Raw genomic sequence first — 19,441 nt, 5'->3', positions numbered from 1 at the left:
AGCGCTCAGCGCAGCGCGAGCGCCTGCCCCGCGACCACCAGCAGGACGTGTTCGCACTGCCCGGCGACCATCGTGTTCAGCCGGCCCAGCTCGTCGCGGAAGCGGCGGCCCGACGCCGTCGCGGGCACAACGCCCGAACCCACCTCGTTGCTCACCAGCACCACCGTGCGCGGCGTGGCCCGGACGGCCGCCACCAGCTCCGCCACGCGCACGGCCAGGGCGTCCTTGCCGCCGTCGGCCCACGACTCGTCGTCCCACGCGCCCACGGAGTCCATCGCGTCGGTCAGCCACAGCGACAGGCAGTCCAGCAGCAGCGGCGGGCCGTCGGTGGCCAGCAGGGGTACGAGGTCGGTGGTCTCCGCCGTGCGCCAGGAGCCCGGCCGGCGCTCGCGGTGCAGGGCCACCCGCGCCGCCCATTCGGCGTCGCCCGGCCGGGTGCCGCCCGTGGCCACGTAGAGCACGTCCGGGAAGGACTCCAGCCGCCGCTCGGCCTCCACGGACTTGCCCGAGCGGGCGCCGCCCAGCACCAGGGTGCGCCGGGGCAGGTCCGGCACCGCGTGGTAGTCGCCGACGACGAGAGTGGTGCCGTCGGGCACGGTCCGGGCGCCGGCCGCGGCGAGCTGCCGGTGCAGCTCGCGACCGGGTGGCACGTCGTGGTCGAGGTGGACGGCGATCACGTCCGTCGTGGCCGTGATGGCGCCCGCCGCCCGCAGCCGGGCGAGGGCGTCCGGCCGGCCGGTCACGTCGAGCAGCACCATGTCGTAGCGGACGCCCGGCGCGGACCCGTGGCCCGGGCCGTTGTTCAGGCCGGCGGGGGCCGCGCCCGGCGGGAGGTACAGCAGGCGCTCGCCGTCCGCGGCGGTCACCTCGTAGCCCGTGCCCGGGGCGTCCAGGGCGACCGCGCGGATCCGGTGGCCGCTGATCACGGCCAGTTCGCGGCCGTCCGGCACCCGGCCGGGCGCGGGCAGGCCCGCCGGGAACTCCACGGCGGGCCCGTCGTGCGGGTGGGAGAGCAGGACCTGCCGGACGCCGGCGATGGACCGGCCCGCGCGGGCCGCGGCGAACGCCGGCCCGGGGGTGAGGTCCAGCAGCAGCGCCCCGTCGACGAGGACCGCGGTCGCGGCCCGCGCCTCGTCGCCGACGGCGGTGGCACAGGACGCGCAGGGGCAGTCGGGGCGCGGCAGCCCGTCGGGGGCTCCGGTGCCGAGCAGTGTCAGTTCCACCCACTGATCGTCTCGCGTCCGCGGGCCGCGGGCGCGCGGGGCTCACCCTTTCTCGCCCCCGACGGCCCGTTAGGCTGCGCAACACAGCACGTATGCAGGACCAATCCAGCACGTTCCGGTGGGACTCAGGAGGCGCACATGGCGTGGGTGTGGCGGTTCGAGAAGGCCGACGGGACGGAGACGTCCCCCGCGGTGGAACCGGAGGAGTTCAGCACGCAGGGGGACGCCGAGTCGTGGATCGGTGAGGTCTGGAAGGACCTCCTGGACGGCGGTGCCGAGCAGGTGACCCTGTTCGAGGACGACACGGAGATCTACGTGATGAGCCTGCGCGCGGCGGTCGAGAGCTGATCCGGCGCACACCCGCCTGCCGCCCCGCGGGGACGGCGGGCGGGGTCACATCTCGCCGAGGGTGACGGTCGTGGTGCGCGCGTCGCCGTTGCGGTTGTACGACACCTCGGTTCTGTCGCCGGGCTTGAAGCCGGCGAGCGCCTCGGACAGCGACTGCATCGTGGTGATGCCGCTCTTGCCGACGCGGGTGACGACGTCCCCGGCCCGCAGCCCGGCCCGGTCGGCGGGCCCGTTCTGGTTCACGGAGACGACCTCGACGCCCGCGGGGGTGAAGTCGGGGCCGACGATGGTGCGCGCGGTGATGCCGAGCGCGGCGCGGCCGGAGTCGGTGACGCGGCCGTCCTTGACGATCTGCCCGGCGATCGTGCGGACGGTCGCGGCGGGGATCGCGAAGCCGATGCCGGGGGCCGCGCCCTGACCGAGCTCCGGGTCGGTCGCGGCGAGCGTGGGAATGCCGATGACCTGGCCGGCGAGGTTGACGAGCGCGCCGCCGCTGTTGCCCGGATTGATCGCGGCGGACGTCTGCACCATGTTCGCGATGGTGGCGCCCGTACCGCCGCCGGCCCGGCCCTCGCTGACCGTGCGGCCGACGGCGGACACGATGCCCTGGGTGACGCTGCTGGACAGGCCGAGCGGATTGCCCATGGCGAGCACGATCTGGCCGACCTCGACCTTCGTGGAGTCGCCGAGGGTGGCGGGCTTGAGGGCCTTGGGAACGTCGTCGAGCCGGACGACGGCGAGGTCCTGTTCGGGGTAGCTGGAGACGAGCCGGGCGCCGACGGCTCCGCCGCCGGTGGCCAGGGTGACCTTGAAGGTCTGCGCGGAGCCGACGACGTGGGCGTTGGTGACGATGTCGCCCTTGTCGTCGTAGACGACGCCGGAGCCGAGGCTGTCGCCCGCGGTGATCTGGACGACGGAGGGCAGGACGTCCTTGACCACCTTCTCGTAGGCGGCCTGCAGGTCTCCGGCGGAGCCGGGGACGGTGGGTGCGCCGGAGGCGGCGGGCGGCTCCTTCTGCGAAGGGCGGGGCGAGGTGGTGGAACAGCCGGCGGTCAGTGCCGCGGCGCAGACGACGGCGGTCACGAGAAGCGCGACGCGGGCGCGTGGGCCATCCATGCTCGGAGTATCGCCCGCTGCGGGGTGGCCTGTCCCGGCCCGGCCTACGAATGGGTGGTACGGACCGGGTCCGCGGACGGCGGCGGTGCGCGCCGGCCTGCGGTGTGGGCGGTGCCGTCCGGTCCGGCGCCGCCGGGCTCCCCGGGGGGGGGCTCGCCATTGCGGCGGAGGGAGTTGCGGGGCAACGGTGCCGGGGGCGGGCGGTGCCGGCGGCCCTGCGGCGTCCTGCGGCCGGTTCGGCACCGCCGGTCACGCCTGTGGGGGTGGCTCGCCGTTGCGGCGGGGGAATGTTACGCGGCAACGGTCTCCGGGCCGGCTGCCCGGCCCGGTCAAGGGCGCCCCGCGCCCTTGATTCCGCCGCCGCGGCGATCAGCCCTTGTTGGAGGTGACCGGCGGTGCCGGACCGCCCGGCACCCGTACGGGCCGGTCCACAGTGGCGGTTCCCTAACCGCCCCGGACGCCGCACAGGTGCAGCAGCGCCGCCACCGCGCGGTACGGATCCGTCCGTCCCGCCCGTTCCTCCGCGAGGAACAGCCGCTCCAGCTCCGCGCCGGACGGGGCGGGCCGGCCGTCCGCCAGGTCGGTGAAGACCCGGACGCCGTACCAGCCGTGCAGCGGCGCCCCGATCCCGGCGAGCGTGCCGGTGAGCGTCTCCAGCCGGTCGGCGCGGACCTCCAGGCCGATCCGGTTGGTGTACGCGGGAGAGTCGAAGGCGGCGAGCGCGGTGTCCCAGTCGCCGGCGAGGCCCGGCCGCATGGCCAGGGCGTCGGCGTTGCGCACGAGGAGGGAGAGCAGTCCGCCGGGGGCGAGCACCCGGGCGAGCCCGGCCAGCATCGGATCCGGCGCGGGCACGTACATCAGGACGCCGTGGCAGAGCACGATGTCGAAGGAGCCCGGGGTGAAGTGGACGCCGGTCTCGCGGCCGTCGCCCTCGATGAGCCGCACCCGCTCGCGGATGCCCTCCGGCTCGGCGGCCAGCGCCTCGCCGAGGACGCCGAGCATCACGGGATCGGACTCCAGGCCCGTGACCTCGTGGCCGGCGCGGGCCAGCCGCAGCGCCTGGGTGCCCTGGCCGGGGCCGACGTCGAGGATGCGCAGCCGGCGCCCGACGGGGTAGCGGGCTCTTATCTGCTCGTCGAGCTGGCGGGCCACCAGCTCTTGACGAACGGTGTTCCGTAAGCCCCCGAGCCCCCGTAGCCAGCCCTCCGCGCCGGCGCCGAAGCCGGGCGCGAAGGCGGTCAAGACTTCTCCCCGCGCGGCTTCTCCCCGCGCTTGACCTGCGGCTTGGGCAGACGCAGGCGACGCATCTGCAGCGTGCGCATCAGGCCGTAGGCCACCGCGCCGCGGGTGTTCTCGTCCGGGAAGCGCTGCTTGAGGACGCGCTTGAGGGAGAGACCGGTGATCAGGGAGTTGATCACGATCAGGGCGATCACGATCATCCACGCGAGCAGCACGTACGTCTGGAACGCGCCGCGGTTGACCATGCTGAGGATCAGGATGAGGACGGCGAGCGGCAGGAAGAACTCGGCGACCGAGTACCGCGCGTCCACGAAGTCGCGGACGAAGCGGCGGACGGGGCCCTTGTCGCGGACGGGCAGGAAGCGCTCGTCGCCGTTGGCGAGGGCCTCGCGCTGCTTGGCGAGGTCCACGCGGCGGGTCTCGCGGGCGCGCTTGGCCGCGTCCTTGCGGTTCGCGGGCGTCTTCGCCAGCGAGCGGCGCTGCGAATTGGCCTCGCTGCGCTTGGGGGTCGGGCGGCCCTTGGGGGCCTGCGGGTCACGGGGCTGCTGGGACGTCTCGGGCCGGCCCGCGGTCACCTTGGCGGCGGCGGCCTGCTCATCCTTGGAAGTGGAACGGCTTCGGAACACGAAACCCAAGGGTACGGGGTGCGGGGAGGGGGGCGCGGTCCGTACGGGGGAACGATCCGGCAACGGCAGCCGTTCCCCCGGTTGTTCCCCGGTTCTCCCCCGGGTTGTTCCCTGGTCCCACGTCTACTCCCTGCGCCGGAGGGCGGCGGCCTCGTGATCGTCCTGGAGGAGGAGCGCATCCGCGCCCGAACAGTGCGGTAATGGAAGCAGGGCCCGTACTGTGGGGTCTGCAAGGTGTGCTGGAGCCGAAGTCCGTCAGAAGGGGGCGCGCGAGGCCCATGAGCGGTGTCATGAAGCGTATGGGGATGATTTTCCGCGCGAAGGCCAACAAGGCCCTGGACCGGGCCGAGGATCCGCGCGAGACCCTCGACTACTCCTACCAGAAGCAGCTGGAGCTGCTCCAGAAGGTGCGCCGCGGCGTCGCGGACGTGGCCACGTCCCGCAAGCGCCTGGAGCTGCAGCTCAACCAGCTCCAGGGCCAGTCCTCCAAGCTGGAGGACCAGGGCCGCAAGGCCCTCGCGCTCGGCCGCGAGGATCTGGCGCGCGAGGCCCTCTCCCGCCGCGCGGCCCTCCAGCAGCAGGTCAGCGACCTGGAGACGCAGCACCAGACCCTGCAGGGCGAGGAGGAGAAGCTCACCCTCGCCTCGCAGCGCCTGCAGGCCAAGGTCGACGCCTTCCGCACGAAGAAGGAGACGATCAAGGCCACCTACACCGCCGCCCAGGCCCAGACCCGGATCGGCGAGGCCTTCTCCGGCATCTCCGAGGAGATGGGCGACGTCGGCATGGCCATCCAGCGCGCCGAGGACAAGACGGCGCAGCTGCAGGCCCGCGCCGGCGCCATCGACGAGCTGCTCGCCTCCGGCGCGCTCGACGACCCCACGGGCATGGCCAAGGACGACCTCACCGCCGAGCTGGACCGCCTCTCCGGCGGCTCGGACGTGGAGCTGGAGCTGCAGCGGATGAAGGCCGAGCTGGCCGGCGGCAGCGCCCCCAAGCAGGCCATCGAGGGCGGCAACGCCGGCAGCGGCCAGGCCGCCCCGCACGCCGAGCAGGAGCGGCCCCGCTTCGACAAGCAGTAGTTCCCCAGTTTCCCTGTGAAGCAGTAGTTCACCGCGCACCCAGGCACCGACCGAGGGAGAGACCGTCATGATCGTACGGATCATGGGGGAAGGGCAGTGGAAGCTCGCCGACAGCCACTTCACGGAGCTCAACAAGCTCGATGACGAGCTGCTCGACGAGATGGAGAGCGGTGATGAGTCCGGCTTCCGGCGCACGCTCGGGTCGCTCCTCGACGCCGTGCGCCGGCTGGGCACGCCGCTGCCCGACGACGCCCTGGAGCCGTCCGAGCTGATCCTGCCCGCTCCCGACGCCACGCTCGACGAGGTGCGGCAGATGCTCAGCGACGACGGCCTCATCCCCGGCTGACCGGCCGGGCCCGCTCCGCCCGGTACCGGCTGCTCCAGCACCCCGCCGCGCCCCTGTCCCCGTACGGGACGGGGGCGCAGCCACGAGACGGGATCCCGATGAGCTCCCTCACCGTCCCCGGCATGGCCCGCCCGCACCGGTGGCTGCGGGCCCATCCGGTCGCCGCCGACGCGCTGCTGGCCCTCGCCGTCTACGGGATCGTCCTGATCGGCTCGTTCGCGGGCCGCGACCGCGCGGCGCTCGCGCCCGGGCCGGGCTTCCTGCTGGTCGGCGCGCTGGCCTGCGGGACGCTGGTCGCGCGGCGGTCCTACCCGCGCACCGTCCTCGGCGTGACGTCGGCGCTGACCCTGGCCGAGATCGTCGCCGACCGGGGCGGCCAGCCGCGCACGCAGATCGCCATGGCCGTCGTCGTGGCGCTCTACACGATCGCCTCGCGCACCGAGCGGGCCGCGGCGTGGCGGTTCGCGGTGGCCACGGTCGCGGTCCTCACCTGCGCCGCCATGTTCTTCGGGGTGCCGCCCTGGTACTCCCCCGAGAACCTCGGGCTCTTCACCTGGACCGCGCTGGCCGGGGCCCTGGGGGACGCCGTCCGCAGCCGGCGGGCCTACGTCGCGGCCATCGAGGAGCGGGCGGTACGGGCCGAGCGGACGCGGGAGGAGGAGGCGCGGCGGCGGGTGGCGGAGGAGCGGCTGCGGATCGCGCGCGAGCTGCACGACGTCGTCGCCCATCACATCGCGCTGGTCAACGTCCAGGCCGGGGTCGCCTCGCACGTCATGGACAGCCGCCCCGACCAGGCCAAGCAGGCCCTCGCGCACGTACGGGAGGCCAGCCGCTCGGCGCTGTCGGAGCTGCGCGCGACGGTGGGGCTGCTGCGGCAGTACGGCGACCCCGAGGCGCCCACGGAGCCGGCGCCGGGGCTGGGTGTCCTCGGCCAGCTCGTCGACGGGTTCGCCCGGGCGGGGCTGGAGGTGACGGTCACCGGCGGGCCCGGGGACGCGCTGCCGGCGGCGGTCGACCTGGCGGCCTACCGCGTGGTGCAGGAGGCCCTCACGAACGTGCACAAGCACGCGGGGCCGGGGGCGCGGGCGGAGGTCACTCTGGCCCGGGGGGCCGACGCACTGGCGGTGACCGTCCTGGACGACGGCGCGGGATGCGCGTCGCCCACGGCGTCGGCGGGCGGCCACGGCCTCCTCGGCATGCGCGAACGGGTCACGGCCCTGGGCGGCCGGTGCACGGCGGCGCCGCGCGAGGACGGCACGGCGGGCTTCCGCGTCCACGCGACGCTGCCCCTGCGGGGGCGACCGTAGACGGGGCCCGCTCCGAGGCTGTACGAGCACCCTCGACCGGCCGGACCGCCGCGCAACACATCCCCGCCGCAACGGCGAGCCACCCCCACCGGACGTACCCAGCAGTGCCGGACAGACCTCCGCCCCAGGGTCGCTGGGCACCGCCGGAATCCCCGGCGGGGGCTGAGCACCGCTGCGGCGGATCCAAGGGTGCGAGCACCCTCGACCGGCCGGGGCCGCCGCGCAACACATCCCCGCCGCAACAGCGAGCCACCCCCACCGGACGTACCCAGCAGTGCCGGACAGACCTCCGCCCCGGGATCGCTCGGCACCGCCGGAATCCCCGGCGGGGGCTGAGCACCGCTGCGGCGGATCCAAGGGTGCGAGCACCCTCGACCGGCCGGACCGCCACGCCCCACCGCCACCGCGGACAACCCCCACCGGAGGTGACCGGCGGTGACCAAACGGCAGTAACCCGTACGAGCCCGTTCCAGCCGCCCGCAGGGCGGGTAGGCTCCGGCGGATGAGCGGTCTGAATCTTGATGACTTCGCCACGCTGATCGAGCGCCCCGACCCGGGCGTCCGGCGGGACGCGGAGGAGCGGCGGGAGCGGCTCGGGCTGCGGCCCGGCGCGCTGGGGCGGCTGGACGAGCTGGCCGAGTGGCTCGCGGCCGCGCAGGGGGCCGTGCCGGTCCGGCCGGTGGAGCAGGTGACGGCCCTGGTGTTCGCGGGCGACCACGGCGTCGCGAAGCTGGGCGTGTCCGGCGGCCCGGAGGAGGGCGCGGCGGCGCTCGTGAAAAAGGCCCTCGCGGGCGAGAGCGCGGGCGCGGTCCTGGCCCGCCGGGCGGGTGCCCGGCTGCGCGTCGTCGACATGGCCGTCGACTGCGACCCCGCCGAGCTGCCCGAGGAGGTGGCCCGCCACCGCGTAAGACGCGGTTCCGGCCGTATCGACATCGAGGACGCACTGACCGCCGAGGAGGCGGAGGCTGCGTTCCGTACGGGCATGGCAATCGCCGACGAGGAGGCGGACTCGGGCACGGACCTGGTGGTCCTGGGCGATCTGAGCGTGGGCGGCACCACCGCCGCGGGCACGCTGATCGGCGCGCTGTGCGGCACGGACGCCTCGGTGGTGACGGGCCGCGGCGGCTTCGGCATCGACGACCTGGCGTGGATGCGCAAGTGCGCGGCGATACGCGACGGCCTGCGCCGGGCCCGCCCGGTGCTGGGCGACCAGCTGGAGCTGCTGGCGGCGACGGGCGGCGCGGATCTGGCCGCTGCCACGGGTTTCCTGCTGCAGAGCGCGGTCCGCCGGACCCCGGTGATCCTCGACGGAGTCGTGTCCGCGGCGTGTGCGCTGGTCGCGCAGCGGGTGGCGTTCCGGGCGCCGGACTGGTGGCTCGCGGGTCAGGCCAGCAGCGATCCGGCGCAGGCGAAGGCGCTTGACCGGATGGCGCTCAACCCTTTGCTCGATCATGGCGTCACTGTGGGCGAAGGGACGGGGGCGCTGCTCGCTCTGCCACTGGTGCAGGCGGCCGCGGCCCTGGCGGCGGAACTTCCCGAGCGCGGCTGACCTCCCCGGCGGCCGGCGTGAGGACCACGGACTCCGTCGCAGACAGTGCCCTGAATGGTTGTCTTTCATGGGAGAAGTCCGCTTGACTCCGGATGAGGGCGCGCCGGGTGGCCAGAGGTCACGGCGCGCCGCCGCTTTCGCCGTGTGGTACCTGCGCTTCGTCACGTTCGTCAATCTGCTCAGCGCGGTGTGGGTGTCGTTCGGCGCGGACATCCGGCGTCACAACGACGACGAGTTCTTCACGCCGTACCTGCTGACGGCGGGCTTCGCGTCGGCGCTGTGGTCGTTCGTGATGGCCGTGACGCTGCGCCGGCGCAAGCGCGCCTCGTGGATCCTGAACCTGGCGCTGTCCGGGCTGTTCCTGGTGTTCATGGCGACGCTCATGTACTCCCGGGAGTTCAACCGGCACGCGCTGAATTGGTTCTCGCTGGTGACCACGGGCCTCTTCGTGGCCGCGCTGGTGGCGGGCCGCAAGGAGTTCTACGCCAAGGGCGACCGGTCGAACCCGAAGCTGGCGGCGATCGTCGCGGCCGTCGGCCTGCTCGTGACGTCGCTGACGGCGGCGCTGCTGGTGCGGGCGGCGAACGACGCCCCAGACGAGTACCGGGCGACGTTCCTCGACCGCTGGCACTACGGCTTCATGCGGCTGATCTCGCTGCAGGTCGACGAGAGCGCCTACCCGGGCCTGAGCGTCCCGGGCTGGGTGGACGTCACGATCAACGTGATGAGCTCGGTCCTGCTGCTGGTCGTGGTGTACGCGGCGTTCCGGGCCCGGCGCGCCACCGACGCGCTCACGGCGGACGACGAGGAGCGGCTGCGCGTCCTGCTCGACCGGCACGGGGACCGCGACTCGCTGGGCTATTTCGCGCTGCGCCGCGAGAAGAGCGTGATCTGGTCGCCCAGTGGCAAGGCGGCGGTCACGTACCGCGTGGTGGGCGGGGTCTCGCTGGCCTCGGGCGATCCGATCGGCGACCCCGAGGCCTGGCCCGGGGCGATCGAGCCGTGGCTGGCGGAGGCGCGCGAGCACGGCTGGATCCCTGCGGTGATGGGGGCGAGCGAGGAGGGCGGCACGATCTACGCGCGCCACGGCCTGGACGCCCTGGAGCTGGGCGACGAGGCCATCGTGGACACCGCGGAGTTCACCCTCGAAGGCCGCGCCATGCGCACCGTGCGGCAGGCGTACAACCGCGTCAAGCGCGCCGGCTACACCGTGCGGATCCGGCGCCACGAGGACATCCCGGACGACGAGATGGCGCAGTTGCTGCGGCGCGCCGACGACTGGCGCGACGGGGCGACCGAGCGCGGCTTCTCGATGGCGCTGGGCCGGCTCGGCGACGCGCTGGACGGCCGGTGCGTGATGCTGGAGTGCCATGACGGCGAGGGCGAGCTGCGCGCGCTGCTGAGCTTCGTGCCGTGGGGCCCCAAGGGGCTGTCGCTGGACCTGATGCGGCGCGACCGCGACTCCGAGAACGGCCTGATGGAGTTCATGGTCATCGAGCTGCTGCAGCAGGCGCGGGGGCTCGGCATCACTCAGGTGTCGCTGAACTTCGCGATGTTCCGCTCGGTCTTCGAGCGCGGTTCGCGGCTGGGTGCGGGGCCGGTGCTGCGGGCGTGGCGCTCGCTGCTGAGCTTCTTCTCCCGCTGGTGGCAGATCGAGTCGCTCTACCGAGCAAATGCGAAATACCGCCCCATCTGGGAGCCTCGTTTCATGCTGTTCGAGAAGAGCAGCGATCTGCTGCGGATCGGCATCGCGAGCGCACGCGCCGAGGGCTTCCTGGAGGCCCCCGGCCTGCCCAAGTGGCTCAACCGCAAGCACCTTGAGAGCCGGCGATGAGCCGTGCGGCGCTGCGTCGCGCCGCGCGCACCGAGTGGGGCCCGCTGTTCGGGACCGTCCGGCGGGCGCTGGTGCGCAAGGGGTTCCGGGCGATCCCGATGACGCTGGCGGCCGTCGCCCTGACGGCCGTCTTCCAGATCGTCCAGAACCAGTCGTGGGGCTTCGAGCCGGTGCAGAAAATCGGCTCGGTGCAGGCGCAGCTGACCTGGTGGGTCGCCCTGCTGCGGACGCCGCTGTCGCTGTTCGTGCCGGCGCTGGACCTGCCCGTGTGGGGCGCGCTGGCGCAGGTCCTGCTGGTCTTCGGCATCGCGGAGATCTGCCTGGGCAGGTGGCGCACGCTGGCCATCTCGTACGTGGCCACGCTCGCGGGGACGATGTACGCGCGGCTGGCGATCCACATCGGGCCGGACTCGGTGTTCGGGCTGCCGGCGGAGGCCGCGAAGGTCGTGGACACCGGCCCGTCGGCGGCCGTCGTGGGGCTGGCGATCTTCGTGTCCTGGCGCTACCGGGCCTGGTTCACCTGCGGCGCGGTCGTCCTGGCGATGGTGGTGGAAGTGACGGTCAAGTCGAACCTGGCGGGCAAGGAGCACATTGCGGCCGTGGCCGCGGTGCTGGCGCTGTGCGGGGTGGACGAGGTGCGGCGAAGACGGCGCGCGGCCCGCGCGGAGGGGGAGGTCCCGCCGTGCGGGCGCGGTCATGGTCAGCGGTCCGGGGCGCCCGCCAGGAGGTCGTGAATCCTGTTGCGGACCGCCTCCCAGCGGGCGTCGTGCCGGTAGGCGCGCACACGGGCCTTGCGGCGGGCCCGCGGGCGGTGGCGGTAGAAGCGGCGCGCCCACGGTGAGCCGGGGCGGGCCAGGCGAACGGCCCCGAAGAGGGCGACGAACGGGACCACCGCGCCGATCAGGGCGATCCGCGGCTTGCCCTTGGCCAGGGCGAACAGTGCGATCAGGAAGTTGACGAGGACGTTGACGACCACGAGGCCGCGATCGTGCAGCTCCTCCGGGGTCAGCTCGTTCACCCCGAACGGCAGGAATCCGGCCAGCACCAGGCCCACGAGGGCCGCCGTCAGGACGACGATCTCCACGCTCTTGCGGCCCTGCTCCGTCCAGTAGACGTCGTCCAGGTGCAGGACGAGCGCGAACTCGTCGAGGACGAGGCCCGCGCCCGTGCCGAACAGGACGGCCGCCACCATGGCCCCGAAGCCGTGCCGGCCCGAGGCGACGGCCCCGAAGCCGCCGATCACCGTGAGCACGACGCCCGGCACGACGTGGTGGACGTGCAGCCCGCCCGGGCTGATGTTGCGGAAGGGGCCCCGGCCCGCGCGGATCAGGCGGGTGATGATCCGGGTCACCAGGAAGGTCAGGACGAACGCGGTCAGGGCGAGCAGCAGGGGCAGTTTGCCCGGTTCGACGATGTTGCGGCTCAACCACTGGCCCATGACGCTCGCCCCGCTCCCGATCGGCCCCTCACCGGCAACCTACTGCCCGTGGATGGCCGGATAGTGTGCCCGCGATGACCGACACGACACCGCCCGGGCGCGCCACCGCGGGCGACGCCCTCCGCTTCGCCTTCGGCACGCTCACCGTGCTGCCCGTCCGCCTCACCCGCTGGGACCGCGCCGCGGCGCGCGGCGGCATGCTCGCTGCGCCGCTGGCGGGGCTGGCGGTGGGAGCGGGGGCCGCCGCGGCGGGACTGGCCCTCTCGGCCCTGGGCTCGGGGCCGCTGCTGGCGGCGGTGGCGGCGGTGGCCGTGCCGGCGATCCTCACCCGCGGCCTGCACCTGGACGGGCTGGCGGACGTCGCGGACGGGCTGGGCAGCGGGAAGCCGGCGGATGACGCGCTGCGCATCATGAAGCAGTCGGACATCGGGCCGTTCGGGGCCGTCACGCTCCTGCTCGTCCTGCTGGCGCAGGTGGCGGCGCTCTCCGGGGCGTACGCGGCGTCGCCGCTACGGGGCGCGCTCGCGGCGCTCACGGCGGCCGTGGTCGCCCGCTGCGCCATGACGCTCGCGTGCCGCCCTTCCGTGCCGGCGGCCCGGCCGGAGGGGCTGGGGGCCGCTGTGGCGGGCGCGGTGCCGCCTCGCGGCGCGCTGGCCGCGGCCCTGCTGGTTTCGGCCTCCTGCGCGGCCTGGGGCGCCTTCCTGGGCCCGTACGGGCCGCTCCGCACGGCTGCGGCGGCCGTGGTGGCCCTGGTGTGCGCGGAGCTCCTCCTGCGGCGGTGCGTGCGCCGGTTCGGCGGCGTGACGGGGGACGTCTTCGGCGCGCTCGCGGAAACGGCGGCGACGGCGGCCTTGGTCGTCCTGACCATGGGCTGACGAGACCCCACACCTGACGGCCCGGCCGGCCCCGCCGGAATCCACCGCGGCCGGCTGATCACCGGCCGCGTACCCTCCCACCGCCGCAACGGCGAGAACCCGACACGACCGGACCGGCGGTGCCGGACCCGCCTGAGCCGGCAACGGCACCGCCGGAATCCACCGCGGTAGCCGATCATCGCCGCGGCGGAAGCAATGCGCGCCGCCCGCATCACCGGACAGCCGCCCAGACCTCCCCCAGGCGCCTGCAAGGCCCCCGCGGCGGAAAGAAAATCGCGCCCCCGGCGGAGCCGCAACCCCATACCGGCAAAAAGTCGATGCACTGTGAACGACACCGCCAAAGCCGCCCGGCAAGGGCACCGCATACGATGCCCGAGGTGCGGCCGGCCCACCCGCTCGGCCGAGGAAACTCAACGGAAGTAGGGACCCCACCACCGTGTCTGCTCTGACTCTCAGCACTTCCAGTGCGGCGACGCTGCGCGCGGACGCCATCGTCATCGGCGTGGCGAAGGGCCCGAAGGGCCCCGTCGTCGCCCCCGGCGCCGAAGCCGTGGACAAGGCTTTCGACGGCAAGCTGGCCGGCGTCCTGGAGACCCTCGGCGCCACCGGCGCCGAAGGGGAGGCGACCAAGCTCCCCGCCCCCTCCGGGCTGAAGGCCCCGGTCGTGCTGGCGGTCGGCCTCGGCGACGCCCCGGCGAAGGACGACGCCTTCGGCTACGAGGCCCTGCGCCGCGCCGCGGGCACCGCGGCGCGCACGCTGGCCGGCACCAAGAAGGCCGGGTTCGCCCTGCCCGTCGAGGACGCCGAGGCGGCCAACGCCTTGGCGGAGGGCGCCCTGCTCGGCGCGTACTCCTTCCGTCCGGGCGGCAACGGCGCGGCGAAGAAGGACGACAAGGCCGCGAAGAACGCCCCGCTCGCCGAGATCGCCCTGCTCGGCGCCAAGCCGCGCGACAAGGCGTTCAAGGCCGCGGCCGACCGCGCCGTGACCGTGGCCGAAGAGGTCAACCGGGCCCGCGACCTGGTCAACATGCCGCCGAACGAGCTCGACCCGAAGACGTTCACCGCCGCGGCCCAGACCGCCGGCAAGGAGTTCGGCCTGAAGGTCGAGGTGCTGGACGAGAAGGCCCTGCTCAAGGGCGGCTTCGGCGGCATCATGGGCGTCGGCCGCGGCTCGGACGCCCCGCCGCGCCTGGTGCGGATCGCCTACACCCACCCGAAGGCGGAGAAGACCCTCGCGTTCGTCGGCAAGGGCATCACGTACGACTCGGGCGGCATCTCCCTGAAGCCGGCCGGCCACAACGAGACCATGAAGTGCGACATGGCCGGCGCCGCCGCCGTGTTCGCCGCGGTCGTGGCGGCCTCCCGCCTGGGCCTGAAGGTCAATGTGACGGGCTGGCTGGCCCTCGCGGAGAACATGCCGTCCGGCTCGGCCACCCGCCCGGGCGACGTGCTGAAGATGTATGGCGGCAAGACCGTCGAGGTCCTCAACACGGACGCCGAGGGCCGCCTGGTCCTGGGCGACGCCCTGGTCCGCGCCTCGGAGGAGAACCCGGACGCGATCGTCGACGTCGCCACCCTGACGGGCGCGATGGTGCTCGCGCTGGGCAACCGCACCTTCGGGATCATGGCCAACGACGACGCGTTCCGCACGTCGCTCTACGAGATCGCCGAGGAGGTCGGCGAGCAGGCGTGGCCGATGCCGCTCCCCGCCGAGCTGCGCAAGGCGATGGACTCCCCGGTCGCGGACTTCGCCAACATGGGCGAGCGGATGGGCGGCGGCCTGGCCGCGGGCCTCTTCCTGAAGGAGTTCGTGGGCGAGGGCATCACCTGGGCCCACCTGGACATCGCGGGCCCGGCGTACCACGAGAGCGCCCCGTTCGGCTACACCCCGAAGGGCGGCACCGGCTCCGCGATCCGCACCCTGGTCCGGCTCGCGGAGCAGACCGCCGCCGGCGACCTCGGCTGAGCCTCCCCGCGAGGCTCGTACGGGGCTCGTACGCGACCCGTACGGCTGCCCGGCCCCGCGGCTTTTGCCCGGGGCCGGGCGGATTCCGTTCGCCCGTAACGAAAACCCCGGCCCGTACGCGCGAGTAACCCCCGAAGGTGACGCAACAGTCGCCTCCGGAACCGGCCCGGCGTCCCGCCGTCCGTCAACAAATGCGAAGATGTTGTCTCGGCAGGACAGGGCCCCCCTAACCACAGGGCCGAAGAAACGCGGCCGAACGACAGCCGCCGCCCGGTCATCGGTGACCGGATCCGGCGTATCCATGCATGGAGGACGTGACGTGGCGAACGACGCCAGCACCGTTTTCGACCTAGTGATCCTCGGAGGCGGTAGCGGCGGTTACGCCGCTGCCCTGCGCGGAGCGCAGCTGGGTCTGGACGTCGCCCTGATCGAGAAGAACAAGCTTGGCGGGACCTGCCTGCACAACGGCTGCATCCCCACCAAGGCGCTGCTGCACGCCGGTGAGGTCGCGGACCAGGCTCGCGAGAGCGAGCAGTTCGGTGTCAAGGCCACCTTCGAGGGCATCGACATCGCGGGCGTCCACAAGTACAAGGACGACGTGATCGCCGGCCTGTACAAGGGCCTGCAGGGCCTGGTCGCCTCCCGCAAGGTGACCTACATCGAGGGCGAGGGCCGCCTGTCCTCCCCGACCTCCGTCGACGTGAACGGCCAGCGCGTCCAGGGCCGCCACGTCCTCCTCGCGACCGGCTCCGTGCCCAAGTCGCTGCCGGGCCTGGAGATCGACGGCAACCGCATCATCTCCTCGGACCACGCGCTCGTCCTGGACCGCGTCCCGAAGTCGGCGATCATCCTGGGCGGCGGCGTCATCGGCGTCGAGTTCGCCTCCGCGTGGAAGTCCTTCGGCACCGACGTCACCATCGTCGAGGGCCTGAAGCACCTCGTCCCGGTCGAGGACGAGAACAGCTCCAAGCTGCTGGAGCGCGCGTTCCGCAAGCGCGGCATCAAGTTCAACCTGGGCACCTTCTTCCAGAAGGCGGAGTACACCGCCGACGGCGTCAAGGTCACCCTTGCGGACGGCAAGGAGTTCGAGGCCGAGGTGCTGCTGGTCGCCATCGGCCGCGGCCCGGTCTCCCAGGGCCTGGGCTACGAGGAGCAGGGCGTCGCGATGGACCGCGGCTACGTCCTCGTCGACGAGTACATGCGCACCAACGTGCCGACCATCTCGGCCGTCGGTGACCTCGTCCCGACCCTCCAGCTCGCGCACGTCGGCTTCGCAGAGGGCATCCTGGTTGCGGAGCGGCTGGCCGGTCTCAACCCCGTGCCGGTCGACTACGACGGCGTGCCGCGCGTCACGTACTGCCACCCCGAGGTCGCTTCGGTCGGCATCACCGAGGCGAAGGCCAAGGAACTGTACGGCGCCGACAAGGTCGTCGCTCTGAAGTACAACCTCGCGGGCAACGGCAAGAGCAAGATCCTGAAGACCGCGGGCGAGATCAAGCTCGTCCAGGTCAAGGACGGTGCCGTGGTCGGCGTCCACATGGTCGGCGACCGCATGGGTGAGCAGGTCGGCGAAGCCCAGCTGATCTACAACTGGGAGGCGCTGCCGGCCGAGGTCGCGCAGCTCATCCACGCGCACCCGACGCAGAACGAGGCTCTGGGCGAGGCTCACCTGGCCCTGGCCGGCAAGCCGCTGCACTCGCACGACTAAGTCCCGAGCGCACCACACCCCCACTATTCGTAAGGAGCAACCGCAACCATGGCGGTTTCCGTAACCCTGCCGGCGCTCGGCGAGAGCGTGTCCGAGGGCACCGTCACCCGATGGCTCAAGGCCGAGGGTGAGCGCGTGGAGGCCGACGAGCCGCTGCTCGAGGTCTCCACCGACAAGGTCGACACCGAGATCCCGGCCCCCGCGTCCGGCATCCTCGCCTCCATCAAGGTGGCCGAGGACGAGACGGTCGAGGTCGGCGCCGAGCTCGCGATCATCGATGACGGCACCGGCGCCCCCGCCGCTGCCGAGGCTCCGGCCGCTGCCGAGGCCCCCGCTGCCCCGGCCCCGGTCGCCGAGGCCCCCGCCGCTCCGGCTCCGGTCGCCGAGGCCCCCGTGGCCGAGGCCCCCGCCGCCGAGGCTCCGGCCGCAGGCGCCACCGAGGGCACCGACGTCGTCCTGCCCGCGCTGGGCGAGTCGGTCACCGAGGGCACCGTCACCCGCTGGCTGAAGCAGGTCGGCGAGACGGTCGAGGCCGACGAGCCGCTGCTCGAGGTCTCCACCGACAAGGTCGACACCGAGATCCCGGCCCCGGTCTCCGGCGTGCTGCTCGAGATCGCCGTCGGTGAGGACGAGGTCGCCGAGGTCGGCGCCAAGCTCGCCGTGATCGGTGCCGCCGGCGCTGCTCCGGCCGCTGCCGCTCCGGCCGCCCCGGCCGCCCCCGCTGCCGCTCCGGCTCCGGCTCCGGCCCCCGCCGCTCCGGCTGCCCCGGCTGCTCCGGCTCCGGCTCCGGCCGCTCCCGCCGCCGCTCCGGCTCCGGCTCCGGCTCCGGCCCCCGCGCCGGCTGCTCCGGCCGCCCCGGTGACCCCGGCCGCTCCGGCTCCGGCCGCCGCTGCCGCCGTCACCGACGGCGCGTACGTCACGCCGCTGGTGCGCAAGCTCGCCGCCGAGAACGCCGTGGACCTCACCTCGGTCCAGGGCACCGGCGTCGGTGGCCGCATCCGCAAGCAGGACGTCCTGGCCGCCGCCGAGGCCGCCAAGGCCGCCGCTCCGGCCGCCCCGGCCGCCGCTGCTCCGGCCGCGCCGAAGGCCGCCCCGCTGCAGGCTTCGCCGCTGCGCGGTCAGACGGTCAAGATGCCGCGCATGCGCAAGGTCATCGCCGACAACATGATGAAGGCGCTGCACGGCCAGGCGCAGCTGAGCTCCGTGGTCGAGGTGGACATCACCAAGATCATGCGGATGCGCAACAAGGCCAAGGACGCCTTCGCCGCCCGTGAGGGCGCCAAGCTGTCCCCGATGCCGTTCTTCGTCAAGGCCGCCGTCCAGGCGCTGAAGGCCCACCCGGTCATCAACGCCCGGATCAACGAGGACGAGGGCACCATCACCTACTTCGACTCCGAGAACGTCGGCATCGCCGTCGACTCGGAGAAGGGCCTGATGACCCCGGTCATCAAGGGTGCGGGTGACCTCAACATCGCGGGCATCGCCAAGAAGACGGCGGAGCTGGCCGGCAAGGTCCGCACGGGCAAGATCAGCCCGGACGAGATGTCCGGCGCGACCTTCACGATCAGCAACACCGGCTCGCGCGGTGCGCTGTTCGACACGGTCATCGTGCCCCCGAACCAGGTCGCCATCCTGGGCATCGGTGCGACCGTCAAGCGCCCGGTGGTCATCAGCCACCCGGAGCTGGGCGAGACCATCGCCGTCCGCGACATGACGTACCTGACGCTCTCCTACGACCACCGTCTGGTGGACGGCGCCGACGCCGCCCGCTACCTGACGGCGATCAAGGAGCTCCTGGAGGCCGCCGAGTTCGAGGCCGAGATCGGCCTGTAGTCCTCGCGGCACCGGCAGGACACCTTCAGGGCGCGGCCCCGGCTCGTTTCGTACGAGCCGGGGCCGCGCTCTTGTGCACCGCCGGGATAATTGGCATGACGGCCGCACCCGCACCACCGCGCACCGCACCGCGTCACCGCACCGCCCCCGCACCACCGCGCACCACCCCGCGTCACCCCGCTGAGGAGCTCCTCCCATGGCCACACCCGTCGTGCACTCGCTGCGTGAGCAGATCCGTGAGCACATCCTCGAAGGGATCGTCGGCGGACGCTGGCAGCCGGGCGAGCGGATCGTCGAGCGGCGGATCGCCGCCGAGCTGGCGGTGAGCCAGACGCCGGTGCGCGAGGCGCTGCGCGAGCTGGAGTCGCTGCGGCTGATCGAGTCCTCGCCCAACAAGGGCGTCCGGGTCCGCGAGCTGACCGCCACGGACCTCAAGGAGAGCTATCCCGTACGGGCGGGCCTGGAGCAGGTGGCGGCGGAGCTGGCCGCGCCCGTGCTGGCCGAGGACGTCTCCGCGCTGGAGCCGGAGGTCGCGGCGCTGTACGTGGCGGACCGGGCGGGCGACGGGGAGGCGCAGGTCCGGCACACGGTGGCCTTCCACCGCGAGATCGTGAAGGCGGCCGGCAACGCCGTGCTGCTGCACACCTGGGAGTCGCTGGGCATCGAGGTGTGGACGACGCTGTCGATCCGCTGGCTGAGCCCGGAGCCGCGCTCGCACGCCGAGGACCACGCGGAGATCGTGGCGGCGTTCCGGCGGCGCGATCCGGCGATCGGGGAGCTGCTGAAGACACACGTGCTGAGCTGCGCGCCGCAGATCTGAGATCTCGATCGGGCCTCAAGGATTGATCGATCATCGATCAGAGGCGTACAGTCTCGTCCGAGCCGTCCGTGCGCCCTGTCCTGTGTCGCGGCACGGCTCAGAAGTGACGACAGGAGCCCGTGCGTCTTCCTGCC

At 73.4% G+C, this 19,441-nt stretch carries 17 protein-coding genes; 12 read left to right on the top strand and 5 right to left on the bottom strand.

Annotated features, from left to right (window positions below):
- Window positions 1-5: 5 nt before the first annotated feature.
- Entirely contained in the window at window positions 6-1,223 is a 1,218-nt protein-coding gene (locus tag IF61_RS0103120; RefSeq protein WP_030364634.1) for a bifunctional adenosylcobinamide kinase/adenosylcobinamide-phosphate guanylyltransferase, read from the bottom strand.
- A gap of 138 nt (window positions 1,224-1,361) precedes the next feature.
- On the opposite strand from IF61_RS0103120, the gene IF61_RS0103115 reads away from it, so the two are divergent.
- A complete protein-coding gene (locus tag IF61_RS0103115; protein WP_030364633.1) occupies window positions 1,362-1,571 on the top strand; it encodes a hypothetical protein in 210 nt (69 codons plus the stop codon).
- Window positions 1,572-1,616: 45 nt separating this feature from the next.
- Here the strand turns inward: IF61_RS0103115 and IF61_RS0103110 are convergent, their stop codons facing one another.
- From IF61_RS0103110 to IF61_RS0103100, 3 genes are all read right to left on the bottom strand, one after another.
- Window positions 1,617-2,687: a S1C family serine protease gene (locus tag IF61_RS0103110; protein ID WP_030364632.1), complete on the bottom strand. Its 1,071-nt coding sequence runs from the start codon at window positions 2,685-2,687 to the stop codon at window positions 1,617-1,619.
- Between the two features lie 444 nt (window positions 2,688-3,131).
- Window positions 3,132-3,839, bottom strand: coding sequence for a class I SAM-dependent methyltransferase (locus tag IF61_RS0103105; RefSeq protein ID WP_030364631.1), 708 nt, complete (start codon window positions 3,837-3,839; stop codon window positions 3,132-3,134).
- 86 nt (window positions 3,840-3,925) lie between these two features.
- Complete coding sequence (locus tag IF61_RS0103100) at window positions 3,926-4,552, bottom strand: DUF3043 domain-containing protein (RefSeq protein ID WP_043187693.1); 627 nt, start codon at window positions 4,550-4,552, stop codon at window positions 3,926-3,928.
- Window positions 4,553-4,830: 278 nt separating this feature from the next.
- Between IF61_RS0103100 and IF61_RS0103095 the strand changes: the two genes are divergently transcribed.
- The 6 genes from IF61_RS0103095 to IF61_RS36475 all read left to right on the top strand — a co-directional run bounded on the left by IF61_RS0103095 (window position 4,831) and on the right by IF61_RS36475 (window position 11,401).
- Window positions 4,831-5,631: a PspA/IM30 family protein gene (locus tag IF61_RS0103095; RefSeq protein WP_078659935.1), complete on the top strand. Its 801-nt coding sequence runs from the start codon at window positions 4,831-4,833 to the stop codon at window positions 5,629-5,631.
- A 67-nt stretch (window positions 5,632-5,698) separates the two neighbouring features.
- On the top strand, window positions 5,699-5,977 hold the full coding sequence (gene pspAA / locus IF61_RS0103090; RefSeq protein ID WP_030364628.1) for a PspA-associated protein PspAA: 279 nt from the start codon (window positions 5,699-5,701) through the stop codon (window positions 5,975-5,977).
- 98 nt (window positions 5,978-6,075) lie between these two features.
- A complete protein-coding gene (locus IF61_RS0103085; protein WP_030364627.1) occupies window positions 6,076-7,284 on the top strand; it encodes a sensor histidine kinase in 1,209 nt (402 codons plus the stop codon).
- 502 nt (window positions 7,285-7,786) lie between these two features.
- On the top strand, window positions 7,787-8,833 hold the full coding sequence (cobT, locus tag IF61_RS0103080; protein WP_030364626.1) for a nicotinate-nucleotide--dimethylbenzimidazole phosphoribosyltransferase: 1,047 nt from the start codon (window positions 7,787-7,789) through the stop codon (window positions 8,831-8,833).
- A gap of 67 nt (window positions 8,834-8,900) precedes the next feature.
- Entirely contained in the window at window positions 8,901-10,667 is a 1,767-nt protein-coding gene (locus tag IF61_RS0103075) for a phosphatidylglycerol lysyltransferase domain-containing protein (RefSeq protein WP_030364625.1), read from the top strand.
- A complete protein-coding gene (locus IF61_RS36475) occupies window positions 10,664-11,401 on the top strand; it encodes a hypothetical protein (protein WP_030364624.1) in 738 nt (245 codons plus the stop codon). Before IF61_RS0103075 ends, IF61_RS36475 begins: the two co-directional genes overlap by 4 nt.
- On the opposite strand, the gene IF61_RS0103065 is transcribed toward IF61_RS36475, so the two are convergent.
- Entirely contained in the window at window positions 11,368-12,105 is a 738-nt protein-coding gene (locus tag IF61_RS0103065) for a hypothetical protein (protein ID WP_030364623.1), read from the bottom strand. The two genes, IF61_RS36475 and IF61_RS0103065, sit on opposite strands and share 34 nt — an antisense overlap.
- Window positions 12,106-12,179: 74 nt before the next feature.
- Here IF61_RS0103065 and IF61_RS0103060 point away from each other — a divergent pair, with 74 nt between their 5' ends.
- From IF61_RS0103060 to IF61_RS0103040, 5 genes are all read left to right on the top strand, one after another.
- Entirely contained in the window at window positions 12,180-12,980 is an 801-nt protein-coding gene (locus tag IF61_RS0103060) for an adenosylcobinamide-GDP ribazoletransferase (protein WP_030364622.1), read from the top strand.
- 436 nt (window positions 12,981-13,416) lie between these two features.
- Window positions 13,417-14,946 (top strand): leucyl aminopeptidase, encoded by a 1,530-nt coding sequence (locus IF61_RS0103055; RefSeq protein ID WP_030364621.1) that lies wholly within the window; start codon window positions 13,417-13,419, stop codon window positions 14,944-14,946.
- A 319-nt stretch (window positions 14,947-15,265) separates the two neighbouring features.
- On the top strand, window positions 15,266-16,654 hold the full coding sequence (lpdA, locus tag IF61_RS0103050; protein WP_030364620.1) for a dihydrolipoyl dehydrogenase: 1,389 nt from the start codon (window positions 15,266-15,268) through the stop codon (window positions 16,652-16,654).
- Window positions 16,655-16,702: 48 nt separating this feature from the next.
- Window positions 16,703-18,487, top strand: coding sequence for a 2-oxoglutarate dehydrogenase, E2 component, dihydrolipoamide succinyltransferase (gene sucB / locus IF61_RS0103045; RefSeq protein ID WP_030364619.1), 1,785 nt, complete (start codon window positions 16,703-16,705; stop codon window positions 18,485-18,487).
- Between the two features lie 196 nt (window positions 18,488-18,683).
- Window positions 18,684-19,307: a GntR family transcriptional regulator gene (locus IF61_RS0103040; protein WP_030364618.1), complete on the top strand. Its 624-nt coding sequence runs from the start codon at window positions 18,684-18,686 to the stop codon at window positions 19,305-19,307.
- Window positions 19,308-19,441: the final 134 nt, after the last annotated feature.

Origin of the sequence: Streptomyces roseoverticillatus, assembly GCF_000719265.1 — a bacterium.
Lineage (GTDB): Bacteria > Actinomycetota > Actinomycetes > Streptomycetales > Streptomycetaceae > Streptomyces > Streptomyces roseoverticillatus.
Note: the sequence above shows the minus strand (reverse complement) of the source record. Positions and strands in the feature narration are given on the sequence as shown.

Bases quoted from the DNA above. Each gene is read 5' to 3' on its own strand.
- IF61_RS0103085 (WP_030364627.1), top strand. From the start codon at position 6,076: ATGAGCTCCCTCACCGTCCCCGGCATGGCCCGCCCGCACCGGTGGCTG.
- IF61_RS36475 (WP_030364624.1), top strand. From the start codon at position 10,664: ATGAGCCGTGCGGCGCTGCGTCGCGCCGCGCGCACCGAGTGGGGCCCG.
- cobT (WP_030364626.1), top strand. From the start codon at position 7,787: ATGAGCGGTCTGAATCTTGATGACTTCGCCACGCTGATCGAGCGCCCC.
- IF61_RS0103075 (WP_030364625.1), top strand. From the start codon at position 8,901: ATGGGAGAAGTCCGCTTGACTCCGGATGAGGGCGCGCCGGGTGGCCAG.
- IF61_RS0103115 (WP_030364633.1), top strand. From the start codon at position 1,362: ATGGCGTGGGTGTGGCGGTTCGAGAAGGCCGACGGGACGGAGACGTCC.
- IF61_RS0103065 (WP_030364623.1), bottom strand. From the start codon at position 12,105: ATGGGCCAGTGGTTGAGCCGCAACATCGTCGAACCGGGCAAACTGCCC.
- IF61_RS0103110 (WP_030364632.1), bottom strand. From the start codon at position 2,687: ATGGATGGCCCACGCGCCCGCGTCGCGCTTCTCGTGACCGCCGTCGTC.
- sucB (WP_030364619.1), top strand. From the start codon at position 16,703: ATGGCGGTTTCCGTAACCCTGCCGGCGCTCGGCGAGAGCGTGTCCGAG.
- IF61_RS0103040 (WP_030364618.1), top strand. From the start codon at position 18,684: ATGGCCACACCCGTCGTGCACTCGCTGCGTGAGCAGATCCGTGAGCAC.
- IF61_RS0103060 (WP_030364622.1), top strand. From the start codon at position 12,180: ATGACCGACACGACACCGCCCGGGCGCGCCACCGCGGGCGACGCCCTC.
- IF61_RS0103095 (WP_078659935.1), top strand. From the start codon at position 4,831: ATGAGCGGTGTCATGAAGCGTATGGGGATGATTTTCCGCGCGAAGGCC.
- pspAA (WP_030364628.1), top strand. From the start codon at position 5,699: ATGATCGTACGGATCATGGGGGAAGGGCAGTGGAAGCTCGCCGACAGC.